Source organism: Pseudomonas sp. NFACC43, assembly GCF_900119645.1.
In the GTDB taxonomy this organism is placed as follows: Bacteria; Pseudomonadota; Gammaproteobacteria; order Pseudomonadales; family Pseudomonadaceae; genus Aquipseudomonas.
In genome coordinates this window covers 294,805-310,931 of sequence record NZ_FPKK01000007.1, presented here as the reverse complement: position 1 = coordinate 310,931, position 16,127 = coordinate 294,805, and the positions used below count along the sequence as shown (strand labels likewise).

Here is a 16,127-nt window from a genome sequence, read left to right as displayed (position 1 = left end):
TCACCCTCCGGCCACTGGGAGCGAGCTTGCTTGCGATAGCGGTGCATCCGTCGACATCGACGTTGAATGTCAGTGCGCAATCGCGAACAAGCTCGCTTCCACAGGGTTTCGGGGTCATTCAGTTCCGGCGGCTAAAACCCTCCAGCTCAGCGTTGTTCAATTGGCACGAACTTGCGCTGTTCGACGCCGGTGTATTCGGCGCTCGGGCGGATGATGCGGTTGTTGGCGCGTTGTTCGAATACGTGGGCGGCCCAGCCGGTCAGGCGCGAGCAGACAAAGATCGGCGTGAACAGCTTGGTGGGGATGCCCATGAAGTGATAAGCCGAAGCGTGGTAGAAATCGGCGTTGGGAAACAGCTTCTTCTGTTCCCACATGGTCTTGTCGATGGCTTCGGAAACCGGGAACAGCACCGTGTCGCCCACCTCATCGGCAAGTTTTCTGGACCAGCCCTTGATGACCTCGTTGCGCGGGTCGTTGTCCTTATAGATGGCGTGGCCAAAGCCCATGATCTTGTCCTTGCGTTCGAGCATCGCCAGGGTGCCCTTGATCGCCTCCTCCGGCGACTGGAAGCGCTCGATCATTTCCATCGCCGCTTCATTCGCGCCGCCATGCAGCGGGCCGCGCAGCGAGCCGATGGCTGCCGTGATGCAGGAAAACAGGTCCGAGAGCGTGGAGGCGCACACCCGGGCGGTGAAGGTCGAGGCGTTGAACTCATGCTCGGCGTACAGGATCAGCGACACGTTCATCACCTTGACGTGCAGCTCGCTCGGCTTCTTGCCGTGCAGCAAGTGCAGGAAGTGGCCGCCGATGGACACTTCGTCGGTCACGCATTCGATGCGCTGGCCTTCATGGCTGAAGCGATACCAGTAGCACATGATCGCCGGGAACGCGGCCAGCAGGCGGTCAGTCTTGTCATGCTGCTCGGAGAAATCCTTCTCCGGCTCCAGGTTGCCCAGGAACGAACAGCCGGTGCGCATCACATCCATCGGATGAGTGTCGGCAGGAATACGCTCCAGCACTTCCTTCAAGGCCTGGGGCAAGTCCCGCAACTGGCGCAGCTTGCTGATATAGGCATCCAGCTGGGCCTGGGTCGGCAGTTCGCCATAAAGCAGCAGGTAGGCCACCTCTTCGAATTGCGCATCGGCCGCCAGGTCGCGCACGTCATAGCCACGATAGGTCAGGCCGGCGCCCGACTGGCCCACGGTGGACAATGCGGTTTGCCCGGCCACCTGGCCACGGAGCCCGGCGCCACTGAGTACTTTTGCTTCGGCCATTTGCTTTCTCCAATTTTTGAATTTGTAGGGAATCGGCAAGTTGCAGGGAATGGGCGCCTTACTTCTTCGCAGCGAACAACGCATCGAGCTTCTGCTCGAAGGTGTGGTAGTCGATACGATCGTAAAGCTCCATGCGTGTCTGCATGGTATCGATGACGTTCTGCTGCGTGCCGTCTCGGCGGATCGCGGTGTAGACGTTCTCGGCCGCCTTGTTCATGGCGCGGAAGGCCGACAGCGGGTACAGCACCAGGGAGACGTCGGCGCCGGCCAGTTGCTCGGTGGTGTACAGCGGTGTCGCGCCGAATTCGGTGATGTTCGCCAGGATCGGCGCTTTCACGCGGCTGGCGAACAGCTTGTACATTTCAAGTTCGGTGATGGCTTCGGGAAAGACCATGTCGGCCCCGGCCTCGATGCAGGCGGCAGCGCGATCGAGGGCCGACTCCAGCCCTTCCACCGCCAGGGCGTCGGTGCGGGCCATGATCACGAAACTGTCGTCGGTGCGGGCATCCACCGCGGCCTTGATGCGGTCGACCATTTCCTGCTGCGAGACGATCTCCTTGTTCGGACGATGGCCGCAGCGCTTGGCTCCCACCTGGTCTTCGATGTGGATTGCCGCCGCGCCGAACTTGATCATCGACTTGACGGTACGGGCCACGTTGAACGCCGAGGAACCAAAACCGGTGTCCACATCCACCAGCAGCGGCAGGTCGCAGACATCGGTGATCCGACGCACATCGGTCAGCACGTCATCCAGGCCGGTGATGCCCAGGTCCGGCACGCCGAGGGAACCTGCGGCCACGCCGCCACCGGACAGGTAGATGGCCTTGAAACCGGCGCGTTTGGCCAGCAGCGCATGGTTGGCGTTGATGGTACCCACCACTTGCAGCGGGTGCTCGGTGGCGACCGCCTCGCGAAAACGCTGGCCTGGCGTGCTCTTGCTGGAACTCATGACTCACCTCGTTCAGTGGCGGCGCTGTCCTGGTAATGACGCGCGATGTTGCGTTTGGATGCGCCGATGTGCCGTCGCATCAATAATTCAGCCAGCTCGCCGTCACGGTCGGCGATGGCATCGAGTATCCGGTGGTGCTCGGCAAAGGCCTGGCGCGGACGATTGGGCGTGGTGGAAAACTGGATGCGGTACATGCGCACCAACTGGTACAGCTCGCCGCAGAGCATCTGCGTGAGGGTGCGGTTGCCGCTGCCCTGGATGATCCGGTAGTGGAAGTCGAAATCCCCTTCCTGCTGGTAGTAGCCGACACCGGCCTGGAACGCCGCGTCGCGCTCATGGGTTTCCAGTACGCGGCGCAATTCGTCGATCTCTTGCAGGGTCATGCGTTCGGCCGCCAGGCGGCAGGCCATGCCCTCCAGGGACTCTCGTATTTCGTAGAGCTCCAGCAGTTCGGCATGGTTCAAGGACACCACCCGGGCACCGACGTGAGGCACACGCACCAGCAGGCGCTGGCCTTCCAGGCGATGGATCGCTTCGCGCAAGGGACCGCGGCTGATGCCGTACGTGCGGGCCAGCTCGGGCTCGGAGATCTTGCTGCCGGGTGCGATCTCACCTTTGACGATGGCCGCCTGGATGCGCCGGAAGACGTTCTCGGAAAGGGTTTCCGAGTCGTCCTGGGCAACGACCGGGGTTTCGAGCTGATCGAGCATATTGTCGACACCTTGAAAATCAATACGCCGAAAAATAGCCAATAGCAGGGTGAAGGTCAAAGCAAATATAGACATTGTCGACAATCGTCTAACAAGATGCCTTGGCATAACCGGCCGCAGGGCGGGCTCGTAGCGTCCTGCCAGCGGTGGCGTCAGAAAACCACCGTGCTAGAATGCCGCCGCTATTCGCCAGTCTCTTCTTATTAAAGAAGGCCGCCAGGGAGCTTGTGCAGTAATGCCAGGGCCTGAACCGATAAACGGACCGCTGCGCACCAGGATCTATGACATTCAAGCCCTTCTCCGCTGTCCTGTGTTTCATTTGCCTGCCTGGCTTTGCCGCGGCGGGTGAAAAGACCGTGTACGGCCTGAACGAATATGCGGCACTCCAGGGCATCGACCTGGAAGTCGCCGCCAAGCTGGACACGGGGGCCAAGACCGCGTCCCTCAGCGCCCGTGACATCAAGCGCTTCAAGCGCAACGGCGAATCCTGGGTCCGCTTTTACCTCGCCATCGACGCGGCCCATTCGCACCCTATCGAACGCCCGCTGGCCCGGGTCAGCAAGATCAAGCGCCGCGCCGGTGACTACGACCCGGAGGAAGGCAAGAAATACACGGCCCGGCCGGTCATCGAACTGGATATCTGCATGGGCTCGGCCCTGCGCAGCATCGAAGTGAACCTGACCGACCGCAGTGCATTCCAATACCCGTTGCTGATCGGCTCCGAGGCGCTCAAACGCTTCGACGCGCTGGTCGACCCCAGTCTCAAATACGCTGCCGGCAAACCCGCCTGCGCCAATGCCGCTCAAACCGCAGAGTAATCCCAATGCGCTCCCTTACCCTCCATCTGAAAATGCTGATCGCCATCCTGGTGGTGCTGGGCCTGTCGGTGACGGCCTATCAGATTTTCGTGCTCGGCATCCCGGTGACCGAAGATGCCACCGACGACCTGTGGAACATCGACGCCAAGGTCGAGTTCGTGCCCAACGCCAAGGATCCGGTGAAGGTCCAGATGTTCGTGCCGCCCCTGAGCCGCGACTATGTGAGCCTCAACGAGAGCTTCATTTCCAACAACTATGGCGTGGCGGTGAACCGGATCGACGGTAACCGCAAGGTGACCTGGTCGGCCCGCCGGGCCAAGGGCAACCAGACCCTGTATTACCGCCTGGTGCTGACCAAGCGCTACAGCGCCGAGAAAACCAAGGTCAAGGGCCCGACCTTCCGCGACAGCATCGCCGTCGAAGGCCCGGAGAAGATCGCCGCCGAAGCACTGCTCGCGCCGATCCGCCAGCACTCTGCCGACGTCGAGACCTTCATCAGCGAAGCCATCAAGCGGGTCAACAACCTCAACGACGACAACGTCAAGCTGCTGCTGGCCGGCGACGTCTCCTCGGGCAACAAGGCAAGGATCGTCGAGCTGGTGCTGTCCATCGCCCATGTGCCGGTGGAAAAGGTCCACACCATCCGCCTGGTGGCCGACCAGCCGCAGACGCCCGAACTGTGGCTGCGCAGTTTCAACGGCACCGACTGGCTGTACTTCAACCCGGACACCGGCGAGCAGGGGCTGCCCACCGACCGCCTGCTGTGGTGGACTGGCGATGAAAACCTGATCACCGTCGATGGCGGCAAGAAAGCCACCGTCACGTTCAGCATGAACAACAGCGAAATGAACGCCATTCGCCTGGCCAAGCTGACGGACGAGAACACCGACGCCAACTTCCTCGAATACTCGCTCTACGGCCTGCCCCTGCAGACCCAGCAGACCTTCATGATCATGGTCATGATCCCGATCGGCGTGCTGGTGATCCTCGTGCTGCGCAACCTGATCGGCCTGCAGACCCTCGGCACCTTCACCCCGGTGCTGATCGCACTGGCCTTCCGTGAAACCCAACTGGGCTTCGGGATCATCCTGTTCACGGTGATCACCACCCTGGGCCTGTCGCTGCGCTCGTACCTGGAGCACCTCAAGCTGCAGATGCTGCCAAGACTCTCGGTGGTCTTGACATTCGTGGTGGTGCTGATCGCCGCCATCAGCCTGCTCAGCCATAAGCTGGGCCTGGAGCGCGGCCTGTCGGTGGCCTTGTTCCCGATGGTGATCCTGACCATGACCATCGAACGCCTGTCCATCACCTGGGAAGAGCGCGGCGCCGGCCATGCCATGAAGGTGGCCATCGGCACGCTGTTCGCCGCGTCCCTGGCGCACCTGATCATGAGCGTGCCGGAACTGGTCTACTTCGTGTTCACCTTCCCGGCCATCCTGCTGATCCTGGTGGGCTTCATGCTGGCCATGGGTCGCTACCGCGGCTACCGCCTGACCGAGCTGGTACGGTTCAAGGCCTTCGTCAAGGCTGACTCGTAATGTTCGGCCTCTGGAAAACCTGGAAGGCCCTGGAAGCCCGGGGCATCATGGGCATCAACCGGCGCAATGCCGACTACGTGCTCAAATACAACAAGCGCAGCCTGTACCCCATCGTCGATGACAAGATCATCACCAAGGAACGGGCCATCGCCGCCGGCATCCATGTGCCGGAGCTGTACGGAATCATTTCCACCGAGAAGGAGATCGACAAGCTCGATGGCATCATCGGCGGGCGCACCGACTTCGTCATCAAGCCGGCCCAGGGCGCCGGCGGCGACGGGATCATCGTCATCGCCGACCGTTTCGAGGGCCGCTACCGCACCGTGTCCGGCAAGATCATCAGCCACGAGGAAATCGAGCATCACATTTCCAGTATCCTCACCGGCTTGTATTCCCTGGGCGGGCACCGTGACCGGGCGCTGATCGAGTACCGCGTGACCCCGGACCAGATCTTCAAGAGCATCAGCTACGAGGGCGTGCCGGACATTCGCATCATCGTACTGATGGGTTATCCGGTGATGGCCATGTTACGGCTGCCGACCCGGCAGTCCGGTGGCAAGGCCAACCTGCACCAGGGCGCCATCGGCGTCGGCGTGGACCTCGCCACTGGCCTGACCCTGCGCGGCACCTGGCTGAACAACATCATCACCAAACACCCTGACACCACCAACGCGGTGGACGGCGTGCAACTGCCCTACTGGGACGGTTTCATGAAACTGGCCGCCGGTTGCTATGAACTGTGCGGACTGGGCTACATCGGCGTCGACATGGTGCTGGACCAGGAGAAAGGGCCGTTGATCCTGGAACTGAACGCCCGACCAGGGCTGAACATCCAGATCGCCAACGACTGCGGCCTGACCCTGCGTACCCATGCGGTGGAAGCGCACCTGGAGGAGCTCCAGGCACGGGGCGTCGTGGAAACCGTGGAAGAGCGCGTGGCGTTTGCCCAGAAGCTGTTCGGGCATATCCCGCCGGTTGAGGGCTGATCCCTCTAATCCTGAACAATGCCAATTGTCTGGACCGGGACATTGTGAACTTGTGCCGAGGGGATTTATCCCTGCTGGGTTGCGTGGTATCCCCAAAAGCTGCCACCCCAATACATCAGGGTGGTTGCACTACCTGTCTGGGGTCGCTTCGCAACCCAATGGGGATAAATTCCCTCGCCACAGGATGTTCTCATCACAAATGTTCCCCGCAGTCATCTTCGACAGCCACAGACGTGCTCATCTCCGACATCCCCCTAGGAGCAAATCCTACGGGGGATTACAATCGCTCCCCCGCCTGAATGGCTGACCCGCCCCGCCCATGCCAACCTGCTCCGTACACCCGTTACCTTACCGCGCCAACCCTGCCGAGTATTTCGCGGCGATTCGTCATGCCCCGGGCAGCGTGCTGCTCGACAGTGGCCGGCCGAGTGCCGAACGCGGACGTTATGACCTGCTCAGCGCATGGCCGCTGACACAATTGGCGGTGATGCCGAACGAGAGCGGCAGTGACTTCCTGCAACGCCTGCGCATTCAGCTGACCCAACTGGGCGACGCGGTGCTGCCGGCCACGGTGCAATTGCCCTTCGCGGGCGGCTTGATCGGCTACTTGAGCTATGACTTCGGCCGACACCTGGAAACCCTGCCTTCCCAGGCCCAGGACGACCTGCAACTGCCCGATGCCTGCTTCGGCGTCTATGACTGGGCGCTTGTCAGCGACCATCAGGCCGGCACCAGCCAATTGGTGTTCCACCCTCATTGTGGCGAAAGCGAACGCCAGCGTCTGATCGAGCTGTTCAGCCGGACCACCCCGATGCCCGCCAGCGCTTTCAGGCTCGAAGGACCTATGGCGCCGGACCTCAGCGCCGAAACCTATCGACAGGCAATCGACCGGATCCAGGCCTATATCCAGGCTGGTGACTGTTACCAAGTGAATTTTGCCCAGCGCTTCCGGGCGCCTTGCCAGGGTAATGCCTGGGTTGCGTACCAGGCACTGCGAGCGGCTTGCCCGACACCGTTCTCGGGCTTCCAGAGCCTGCCGGATGGCGGCGCGGTGCTGAGCCTGTCGCCCGAGCGTTTCGTCAGGGTCAGCGAGGGCCACGTCGAAACCCGTCCCATCAAGGGCACCCGCCCCCGTGGCAGCACGCCTGGCGAAGACGCCGCCCATGCCGCCGAGCTGCTTGCCAGCCCCAAGGACCGGGCGGAGAACCTGATGATCGTCGACTTGCTGCGCAACGATCTGGGCCGTACCTGCCGCATCGGCTCGGTGCGGGTACCGGAACTCTTCAGCCTGGAAAGCTACCCGAACGTACACCATCTGGTCAGCAGCGTGACCGGCGAACTGGCCGAGCGCAAAGACGCCCTGGACCTGATCGCCGGCAGTTTCCCCGGCGGCTCCATCACGGGCGCACCGAAGATCCGCGCCATGCAGATCATCGACGAGCTCGAACCGACCCGGCGCGGCCTCTATTGCGGTTCGTTGCTGTACCTGGACGTACGTGGGGAGATGGACAGCTCCATCGCCATCCGCAGCCTGCTGGTCAAGGATGGACAGGTGTGCTGCTGGGGCGGCGGCGGGATTGTCGCGGACTCGGACTGGCAGGCGGAGTATCAGGAGTCGATTACCAAGGTCAGGGTCTTGCTGGAAACCTTGCAGAACCTTTAGTGACCACACCATCTCCTGTGGGAGCGAGCTTGCTCGCGATTGCGTTGGGTCAGCAGCACTGGAGACGACTGGCACACCGCTATCGCGAACAAGCGTCGCTCCCACAGGTTTTTTACCTACAGGCTGAGATTACGGTTCGACGCCTTGATGAATTCCTGCTTCAACTCGGCGAAGCTGTGCACCGCCGGGAACTGCGGGAACTCACGGATCACATTATCCGGGGCATGGAACAGGATGCCGGCGTCGGCTTCGCCGAGCATTGTGGTGTCATTGTAGGAATCTCCTGCGGCAATCACCCGGTAGTACAAACTCTTGAATGCCAGGACCGACTGCCGCTTGGGATCTTTCTGACGCAGTTGATACCCGGTGACCCGCCCGCTCTCATCCGTGATCAGGCGATGGCACAACAAGGTGGGAAAACCCAGCTGCCGCATCAAGGGTTGGGAAAACTCGTAGAACGTGTCCGAAAGAATCACCACCTGGAAGCGTTCCCGCAGCCAGTCGACGAACTCGATGGCGCCGTCCAGCGGCTGGAGGGTGGCGATCACCTCCTGGATATCGGAAAGCTTGAGCCCGTGTTCGTCGAGGATGCGCAACCGCTGTTTCATCAGCACGTCGTAGTCGGGAATGTCCCGAGTGGTTGCCCTGAGGGATTGAATCCCGGTTTTTTCAGCGAAGGCGATCCAGATTTCCGGGACCAATACACCCTCCAGGTCGAGGCAGGCAATTTCCACAGGACACTCCCATTATTGATGTCTGTCGGTTGAGCGAACAAAAGGCTTGCCGACTCTAGCCATTCGCACAGGAGCGCGCCAGTCCCGGCCGCTTTTGTTACCATCGGCCTCCTATAGAGCGCTCAGCGCCACCGACCTGCAGGAAACCGCCCTGATGAGCCCATCGTTTGACGTCGTGGAACTCGCCACGACCTATGCCAACAAGTCTCCACAAGACATCCTCAAGCTGGCCTTCGCCGAGTTCGGCGACGACCTGTGGATATCTTTCAGCGGCGCCGAGGACGTGGTGCTGGTGGACATGGCCTGGAAGCTGAACAAGAACGTCAAGGTGTTCAGCCTCGACACCGGTCGCCTGCACCCGGAAACCTACCGGTTCATCGATCAGGTGCGCGAACACTACAAGATCGATATCGAGGTGATCTCGCCGGACCATACGAAACTGGAGCCGTTCGTGAAGGAAAAAGGCCTGTTCAGTTTCTATAAGGACGGTCATGGCGAGTGCTGCGGCATCCGCAAGATCGAACCATTGCGACGCAAACTGGCCGATGTCCGCGCATGGGCCACCGGCCAGCGTCGCGACCAGAGCCCCGGGACCCGCAGCCAGGTGGCCGTGCTGGAGATCGACACAGCATTCTCGACCCCGGAACGCACCCTGTACAAATTCAATCCGCTGTCGCAGATGACCAGCGAGGAAGTCTGGGGCTATATCCGCATGCTTGAGCTGCCTTACAACAGCTTGCATGAACGGGGGTTCATCAGCATCGGCTGCGAACCCTGCACCCGCCCGGTGCTGCCGAACCAGCATGAGCGCGAAGGTCGCTGGTGGTGGGAAGAAGCCACGCAGAAAGAATGTGGCCTGCATGCCGGTAACATCATCAGCAAATCCAAGGCCTGATCCCTCAACCCGCGACCGCTTCGAACTTTGAAGGAAGCGGTAGGGATGACCTGCTGGCCATGGCGTGACGCGCCGGCAACCTGTACACAAAAATGTCACCTCAGGTGCCATTTTTGTGTGCACTTATTCCCGTAATGCCCCGAAAAGTTACACCTGCCCTCCCCATCGCATTTTTCCTTCCTGGCGAAAGCTCGCGTCCTGAAAATAAATACCTGTTCGATTGGTCAATTTATAACGACCTTTTTTCAGTGACTTATACGAAACAAATAACGAAACGAAATCAAGGCAGAAAGCTTTAGATCCGAAGCTGGCATAGATATGGCTTGAGTCGACATGTGTTTTGTATACAAATCAAATAAAACCTACACACACTTTAGCTCCGCAAGCCTGAAGCGCCCTATCCCGTACAGGCTGCAGATGCCCCTTGACCAAGGATGCTCGCCCGCCGCGACGAAGATTTGTCGAGCCATGCGCTCATGCACAGTCATCGCGGCATCGAGGATCAGGAGCCTGCCGGAATGCGTACTAGCCTCTCCAATGACATCGCACTGGATCTACCCTCCTCCACCACTGCCGCGGATACCCGAACCACAGCCCCCCTGATCCTGAGCCCCAGGCTGCACAACAAGGACCTGGCGCCGACCAAGGCCGAGGGCCGGCGCTGGGGTCGATACAGCATCTTTGCCCTGTGGACCAACGACGTACACAACATCGCCAACTATTCCTTCGCCATCGGCCTGTATGCGCTGGGCCTGGGCGGCTGGCAGATCCTGCTGTCCCTGGGGATCGGTGCCGCGCTGGTCTATGGCTTCATGAACCTGTCCGGCTACATGGGGCAGAAGACCGGAGTGCCGTTTCCCGTCATCAGCCGGATCAGTTTCGGCATCCACGGCGCGCAGATTCCTGCGTTGATCAGGGCGGTTATCGCCATCGCCTGGTTCGGTATCCAGACCTACCTGGCGTCGGTGGTCTTTCGGGTATTGCTGACCGCCATCCACCCGGGCTTCGCCGACTACGACCAGGACTCGATCCTGGGCCTGTCGAGCCTGGGCTGGGTGTGTTTCGTGGTGATCTGGTTCGTGCAGTTGTTGATCCTGGCCTATGGCATGGAAATGGTACGCCGCTATGAAGGCTTTGCCGGGCCGGTGATTCTCGTCACCGTCGCCGCCCTGGCCGGTTGGATGTACACCCAGGCCGGCGCCACCATTGCCTGGTCGATCCGTGAACCGCTGAGCGGTGCCGAGATGTGGCGCAACATTTTCGCCGGCGGCGCGTTGTGGCTGGCGATCTACGGCACCCTGGTACTCAACTTCTGCGACTTCGCGCGTTCTTCGCCCTGCCGCCGAACCATCGTCGTCGGCAACTTCTGGGGCCTGCCGGTCAATATCCTGGTTTTCGCCGCAATCACGATCCTGCTGTGCGGTGCGCAGTTCCAGATCAACGGGCAGATCATCGAAAGCCCGACCGAGGTCATCGCCTCGATCCCCAACACCTTTTTCCTGGTGCTCGGCTGCCTGGCGTTCCTCATCGTCACCGTGGCCGTGAACATCATGGCCAATTTCGTCGCACCGGCCTTCGTGCTCAGCAACCTGGCCCCCAGATACCTGACGTTCCGCCGGGCCGGACTGATCAGCGCCGCCATCGCCGTGCTGATCCTGCCGTGGAATCTCTATAACAGCCCGCTGGTGATCGTGTATTTCCTGTCCGGCCTCGGTGCGCTGCTCGGGCCGCTGTATGGCGTGATCATGGTCGACTACTGGTTGATCAGAAAAGGCCGGATCAATGTGCCACAGCTCTACAGCGAAGACCCCGATGGCGCCTATTTCTATAGCAAGGGGGTCAACCTGCGTGCGGTGGCGGCATTCATTCCGGCGGCCCTGATTGCCATCGTCCTGGCGCTGGTGCCCGGCTTCGACAGCGTTTCACCGTTCTCCTGGTTGATCGGCGCCGGGATCGCCGGGCTGCTCTACCTGGCGATCGCCAAGCGGCAGCCGTTTTACGAAGATGTCAGCGGTGAATCCATCGCCGTGGATAACGTCAGCCACTGAAGCCCGATTTCAACGCGGCCTGCCCGGCTCGGGCCGCCTATCTCACCTCAAGGAAAGCCCATGCGAATTCTCGTAGTCAACGTCAACACCACCGAGTCCATCACCCAGGCCATTGCCCGCCAGGCGCAGGCCGTGGCCGCCCCAGGTACGGAGATTGTCGGGCTCACGCCGCATTTCGGGGCCGACTCGGTCGAAGGCAACTTCGAAAGTTACCTGGCCGCCATCGCAGTGATGGACCGAGTGATGTCCTACGATCAGCCGTTCGACGCCGTGATCCAGGCCGGTTATGGCGAGCATGGCCGCGAAGGCCTGCAGGAGCTGCTCGACGTGCCGGTGGTGGATATCACCGACGCCGCCGCCAGCACCGCGATGTTCCTGGGCCATGCGTATTCGGTGGTCACCACCCTGGACCGCACCGTGCCGCTGATCGAAGACCGGCTCAAGCTCTCCGGCCTGTACGACCGGTGTGCATCGGTCAGGGCCAGTGGCCTGGCGGTGCTGGAGCTGGAGCAGGACCCGCAACGGGCCGTCGAAGCCATTGTGCAGCAGGCGGAACTGGCGGTGAGCCAGGACAAGGCCGAGGTGATCTGCTTGGGATGCGGCGGCATGGCCGGGCTCGATGAACGGATCCGCCAATGCACCGGGGTGCCGGTGGTGGATGGGGTGACCGCGGCGGTGACCATCGCCGAATCCCTGGTGCGACTGGGGTTATCCACTTCCAAGGTCCGCACCTACGCGACACCTCGGCCCAAGACCATCATCGGCTGGCCGGGGCGGTTCGGGCGCTGAGACACGTCGTGCCCATCGCGATCGTGCTGCGATGGGCGAGTGGTCTCAAACGGCCCTGAACCGCTGCGCCCATTCCTGCTCGGCAAACTGTTCGATGATGAAATCCACGAAGGCTCGGGTCTTGCCCGGCAGCAACTTGTGCTCGGCGTAATAGATGGAAATGTTGCCATCATCCACATACCAGTCCGGCAATACCCGCTGCAGTTCGCCGGACTCCAGGAACGGAACGGCCACCGGCATGCTCACCAGTCCAATGCCCAGCCCCTGGGCCGCGGCCGCACAGTCGGCTTCCGAGTCACTCATGGTCATGCGCGCCTTGAGCATCAGCGGACTGTGCTGCCCGGTACGACTGGTCAGTTGCCAGGAGCGAATGCGCCCGGTCTGGGGCGAACGGATCAGGATGCCCTGATGGTTCGCCAGGTCGTCCGGCTCCAGCACCGCGGCGTGCTCCTGCAGGTAACCCGGTGAGGCCACCAGTACCCGATGGGCCACCGCCAGCTTGCGTGCCACCACGCCTTGGGGCAACTCGAAACCACCCCCGATGGCCGCATCGAAGCCCTGGCCGATCAGGTCGACCTGTCGGTTATCGAAGTGCCAGTCCGGGCTGATCGCCGGGAAGCGTCGTAGAAACTGCCCCAGCAATGGCACCACATACAGTCGTCCGAATGCCGTGCCCATGCTCACCTTCAACGTACCTGCCGGCTGCCCACCGGCGCTGGCCAGGTTGGCGACCGCGTTCTGGATGGTATTGAGGCTGCCGCTCACTTCGCTCAAAAACAAATGACCGGCCTCGGTCAGGGTCAGCCTGCGGGTACTGCGCTGGAACAGGCGCACCCCCAGCCGTGCTTCGAGCCTGGCGACATTCTTGCCCACCGCCGCCGGGGTAATACTCAGTCGCCGGGCGGCTTCGGCAAAGCTGCCGACTTCGGCACTGCGCACAAAGCATTCGATACTGCTGAAGGTCTCCATAAGCGCCACTCTAAACTTCTGGTTTACACAGACTATATCAATGGCGGTCTACACAGCCGGCGATCCGATCCCGATACTCGCTCCATCCCCGTGGCCTCTCGCCCCGGCATACTTTGGAGAAACACCATGAGCACTCAAACACTGAACGGTAAAGTCGCCTTGATCCAGGGCGGTTCCCGCGGCATCGGCGCCGCCATCGTCAAACGCCTGGTCGCCGAAGGCGCCGCGGTGGCCTTCACCTACGTCAGCTCCGCGGCCAAATCCGAGGAACTGCAGAACAGCCTCATCGCCGCCGGCGGCAAGGCCCTGGCAATCAAGGCCGACAGCGCCGACGCCGAGGCGATCCGCAATGCTGTCAACGCCACTGTCGAAGCCTTCGGCGGGCTGGACATCCTGGTCAATAACGCCGGGATCCTGGCAATGGCACCGCTGGAAGAATTCAAGCTGGAGGATTTCGACCAGACCCTGGCCGTCAACGTGCGCAGCGTGTTCATCGCGACCCAGGAGGCTGCGCGACATATGAAGGAAGGAGGTCGGGTGATCAACATCGGTAGCACCAACGCCGATCGCATGCCCTTCGCCGGAGGTGCACCCTACGCCATGAGCAAAGCTGCGCTGGTGGGCCTGACCAAAGGCATGGCCCGCGATCTCGGCCCACGGGGCATTACGGTCAATAACGTGCAACCCGGCCCGGTGGACACCGACATGAACCCGGCCGACAGCGAGTTCGCTGGCAGCCTGATGTCACTGATGGCCATCGGTCGTTATGGCAATGTGGATGAAATCGCCAGTTTCGTTGCGTATCTGGCCGGTCCGGAAGCGGCGTATATCACGGGGGCCAGCCTGACCATCGACGGTGGTTTCGGCGCCTGACCCGGCCCATGCGGAAAACGCCGGCCATGGCTCGACCATGACCGGCGTTTTGCTTTGTTTTCTCAGGCCCACTCAAGCTGCGGCAGACCGCACAAGGCCGGCTGGAACAGCTTCAAAGAACGGATGATCGCGTCGGCATGGGCGTATTTCTCATCGGCCATGGCCGAGTCCGGCACCGCGATGGCTGTCATGCCGGCCGCCTTGGCTGCGGTGACACCGAATGGCGAGTCTTCGAACACCAGGCAATCTCGCGGCGCCACGCCCAGGCGCCGCGCCGCGGTGAGGAAGATATCCGGCGCCGGTTTTGCCGCTCCCACCTCGGGATCGTCCGCCGTGACGATGAAATCGAACAGGGCGAACCAGTCTCGGTGCAAAGTGGTCTTGAGCTTGAACGTATGGCTCGACGAGCTGGTGCCCACCGCGATCGGCACATCATGGGCCTTCAGATGCCGCACCAGCTCCTCGGCACCGGGCATCCCCAGGGCATGAGGAAACCGCTCGCGCATGAGCGGTTCGCGGATCACCAGGAACTCCTCGGGGGTGATCGGCAGCTCCAGCGCCTCGACCACGTAGCGAGCCAGGTCCCCGGCGCCACGGCCGATGATGTTCTGCTTCACACTCCAATCGAACGTACGTCCGTAACGCTCGGCAATGATGGACGTGACTTCGGTGTAGATGCCCTCGGTATCCAGCAACAGACCATCCATGTCGAATATCACAGCCTTGATCGGGCCAAACTCTTTGTGCGGTGCTTTCATCGCAGCGGATCCGTTATCAACACTACATTCCGGAAAATCGCTCAGGTACGTCCAGGATGAGGTGTGCGCCTTAAAGGATTCAGCAGGATAACGAGGGGGAGTTGGAACAGGCAACGAAAAATCTTACGACAGGTACATGCGCAATCTGTAGGAGCTGGCGAGCTTTCCCTCGCCAGCTCCTACAGTGCCCACCGTCAATGCTCATCTATCTTATTGGCTCGATCCGCTGGATCCGCCTGAGCTACCACCACTGTCGGTGGTGCCGGCTCCGGTCCCGCTGCTGGAGGCATCGCCACCCATGGAACTGCCTCCACTGGTCGAACCGGTCCCTGTGCCAGGGCTGGTGCTGCTGCCGCTGGCGTCGCCGCCGTTACCACCACTGACAGAGCCAGGGGGCAAGGCGTTACCGCTGGTGTCGGTCGTGGAACCGGCATCCATCTGGGTGGAAGGTGGCATTCCATCTTTGTCCACGGGTGGATTATCGCCCGTGGTCTGTGCGAAAGCTGCCAGCGAACTGGTCGAAAGAATGCCGGCGAGTGTCATCGCCGCCAGGTGTGATTTCATCATGGTGAGTCTCCTTTTCAAGGTACCTACCTGATGTGTGGCCGCCAGGAGACGCCGATGGTGCCCCGAAATCGACAGGCGGCCGCTCTTGCGGCGTTCAGCTGGGTTTACCGGAAGCATCGTCACCGGCGATGTCCGGGTCATCCGGGGTCGCTTCGACGCTGTCATCCTCTTCGGGCACCTGCTCGATGCCGGCCTCGTCATCCGGCGGACGCTGGTCCCGGCTCAGGGAGTCCGTGGGTGATGGCAGTGGGTATTCCGGCGTTTCATCTTCGTCGGGGGCAGGTGAATTGGCAGTCATGGCAACCTCCAGAGGCGGATGAACCGACCTCAATCGTAGGATTCTTCCTCAAGCTCGGCGTCTTCATCGTCGATCAGGGGGACCTGGGCGTCGTCCATCAGGGAACCGGGATCCTCATTGCCCGGATCATTGACGAAAGGAAGGCCCGACGGACCTTTCTCTTCCTTGCCTTCGGTTTCCGGCGTCATGGCACACCTCGCAATTGCAGATGGATGTATGGATTCGAGGCGAGAGGAAGGTAAACGTTCCGGACAAATC

At 61.4% G+C, this 16,127-nt stretch carries 17 protein-coding genes; 8 read left to right on the top strand and 9 right to left on the bottom strand.

Annotation, left to right across the window (positions count from 1 at the left end):
- Positions 1-146 precede the first annotated feature (146 nt).
- The 3 genes from prpC to BT179_RS15035 are packed head-to-tail and all read right to left on the bottom strand — an operon-like array spanning position 147 to position 2,933.
- The gene (gene prpC, locus BT179_RS15045; protein WP_072431841.1) at positions 147-1,274 is read right to left on the bottom strand and encodes a bifunctional 2-methylcitrate synthase/citrate synthase; all 1,128 of its coding nucleotides are present in this window, start codon (positions 1,272-1,274) and stop codon (positions 147-149) included.
- Positions 1,275-1,332: 58 nt separating this feature from the next.
- On the bottom strand, positions 1,333-2,223 hold the full coding sequence (gene prpB, locus BT179_RS15040) for a methylisocitrate lyase (RefSeq protein WP_072431840.1): 891 nt from the start codon (positions 2,221-2,223) through the stop codon (positions 1,333-1,335).
- Entirely contained in the window at positions 2,220-2,933 is a 714-nt protein-coding gene (locus BT179_RS15035; RefSeq protein ID WP_072431839.1) for a GntR family transcriptional regulator, read from the bottom strand. Before BT179_RS15035 ends, prpB begins: the two co-directional genes overlap by 4 nt.
- A gap of 281 nt (positions 2,934-3,214) precedes the next feature.
- Between BT179_RS15035 and BT179_RS15030 the strand changes: the two genes are divergently transcribed.
- The 4 genes from BT179_RS15030 (at position 3,215) to pabB (ending at position 7,938) form a co-directional block, all read left to right on the top strand.
- Positions 3,215-3,751, top strand: coding sequence for a retropepsin-like aspartic peptidase RloA (locus BT179_RS15030; RefSeq protein ID WP_072393166.1), 537 nt, complete (start codon positions 3,215-3,217; stop codon positions 3,749-3,751).
- Positions 3,752-3,756: 5 nt separating this feature from the next.
- Positions 3,757-5,289 carry an osmotic stress tolerance membrane protein RloB gene (locus BT179_RS15025; RefSeq protein WP_072393169.1) on the top strand — a complete coding sequence of 511 codons (1,533 nt, stop codon included), beginning with the start codon at positions 3,757-3,759 and terminating at the stop codon, positions 5,287-5,289.
- Complete coding sequence (locus BT179_RS15020) at positions 5,289-6,275, top strand: alpha-L-glutamate ligase-like protein (RefSeq protein WP_072431838.1); 987 nt, start codon at positions 5,289-5,291, stop codon at positions 6,273-6,275. Before BT179_RS15025 ends, BT179_RS15020 begins: the two co-directional genes overlap by 1 nt.
- A gap of 319 nt (positions 6,276-6,594) precedes the next feature.
- On the top strand, positions 6,595-7,938 hold the full coding sequence (gene pabB, locus BT179_RS15015) for an aminodeoxychorismate synthase component I (RefSeq protein ID WP_072431837.1): 1,344 nt from the start codon (positions 6,595-6,597) through the stop codon (positions 7,936-7,938).
- Between the two features lie 116 nt (positions 7,939-8,054).
- Here pabB and thrH read toward each other — a convergent pair whose 3' ends face one another.
- A complete protein-coding gene (gene thrH / locus BT179_RS15010; protein ID WP_072431836.1) occupies positions 8,055-8,672 on the bottom strand; it encodes a bifunctional phosphoserine phosphatase/homoserine phosphotransferase ThrH in 618 nt (205 codons plus the stop codon).
- Positions 8,673-8,823: 151 nt separating this feature from the next.
- On the opposite strand from thrH, the gene BT179_RS15005 reads away from it, so the two are divergent.
- The 3 genes from BT179_RS15005 to BT179_RS14995 all read left to right on the top strand — a co-directional run bounded on the left by BT179_RS15005 (position 8,824) and on the right by BT179_RS14995 (position 12,404).
- Positions 8,824-9,567, top strand: coding sequence for a phosphoadenylyl-sulfate reductase (locus BT179_RS15005; RefSeq protein ID WP_256343841.1), 744 nt, complete (start codon positions 8,824-8,826; stop codon positions 9,565-9,567).
- A 518-nt stretch (positions 9,568-10,085) separates the two neighbouring features.
- Positions 10,086-11,615, top strand: a complete 1,530-nt coding sequence (locus BT179_RS15000; RefSeq protein ID WP_072431855.1) for an NCS1 family nucleobase:cation symporter-1 — start codon at positions 10,086-10,088, stop codon at positions 11,613-11,615.
- Positions 11,616-11,675: 60 nt separating this feature from the next.
- On the top strand, positions 11,676-12,404 hold the full coding sequence (locus BT179_RS14995; RefSeq protein ID WP_072393184.1) for an aspartate/glutamate racemase family protein: 729 nt from the start codon (positions 11,676-11,678) through the stop codon (positions 12,402-12,404).
- A gap of 45 nt (positions 12,405-12,449) precedes the next feature.
- Here the strand turns inward: BT179_RS14995 and BT179_RS14990 are convergent, their stop codons facing one another.
- A complete protein-coding gene (locus BT179_RS14990) occupies positions 12,450-13,373 on the bottom strand; it encodes a LysR family transcriptional regulator (RefSeq protein WP_072431835.1) in 924 nt (307 codons plus the stop codon).
- Positions 13,374-13,499: 126 nt separating this feature from the next.
- Between BT179_RS14990 and BT179_RS14985 the strand changes: the two genes are divergently transcribed.
- Complete coding sequence (locus BT179_RS14985; protein ID WP_072393192.1) at positions 13,500-14,246, top strand: 3-oxoacyl-ACP reductase family protein; 747 nt, start codon at positions 13,500-13,502, stop codon at positions 14,244-14,246.
- Between the two features lie 62 nt (positions 14,247-14,308).
- On the opposite strand, the gene BT179_RS14980 is transcribed toward BT179_RS14985, so the two are convergent.
- The 4 genes from BT179_RS14980 to BT179_RS26765 all read right to left on the bottom strand — a co-directional run bounded on the left by BT179_RS14980 (position 14,309) and on the right by BT179_RS26765 (position 16,057).
- Positions 14,309-15,004, bottom strand: coding sequence for an HAD-IA family hydrolase (locus BT179_RS14980; protein ID WP_072393195.1), 696 nt, complete (start codon positions 15,002-15,004; stop codon positions 14,309-14,311).
- 210 nt (positions 15,005-15,214) lie between these two features.
- Positions 15,215-15,571 (bottom strand): hypothetical protein, encoded by a 357-nt coding sequence (locus tag BT179_RS14975; RefSeq protein WP_072431834.1) that lies wholly within the window; start codon positions 15,569-15,571, stop codon positions 15,215-15,217.
- Positions 15,572-15,665: 94 nt separating this feature from the next.
- A complete protein-coding gene (locus BT179_RS14970; protein ID WP_072393201.1) occupies positions 15,666-15,869 on the bottom strand; it encodes a hypothetical protein in 204 nt (67 codons plus the stop codon).
- Positions 15,870-15,898: 29 nt separating this feature from the next.
- Positions 15,899-16,057 (bottom strand): hypothetical protein, encoded by a 159-nt coding sequence (locus tag BT179_RS26765; RefSeq protein WP_165887350.1) that lies wholly within the window; start codon positions 16,055-16,057, stop codon positions 15,899-15,901.
- Positions 16,058-16,127: the final 70 nt, after the last annotated feature.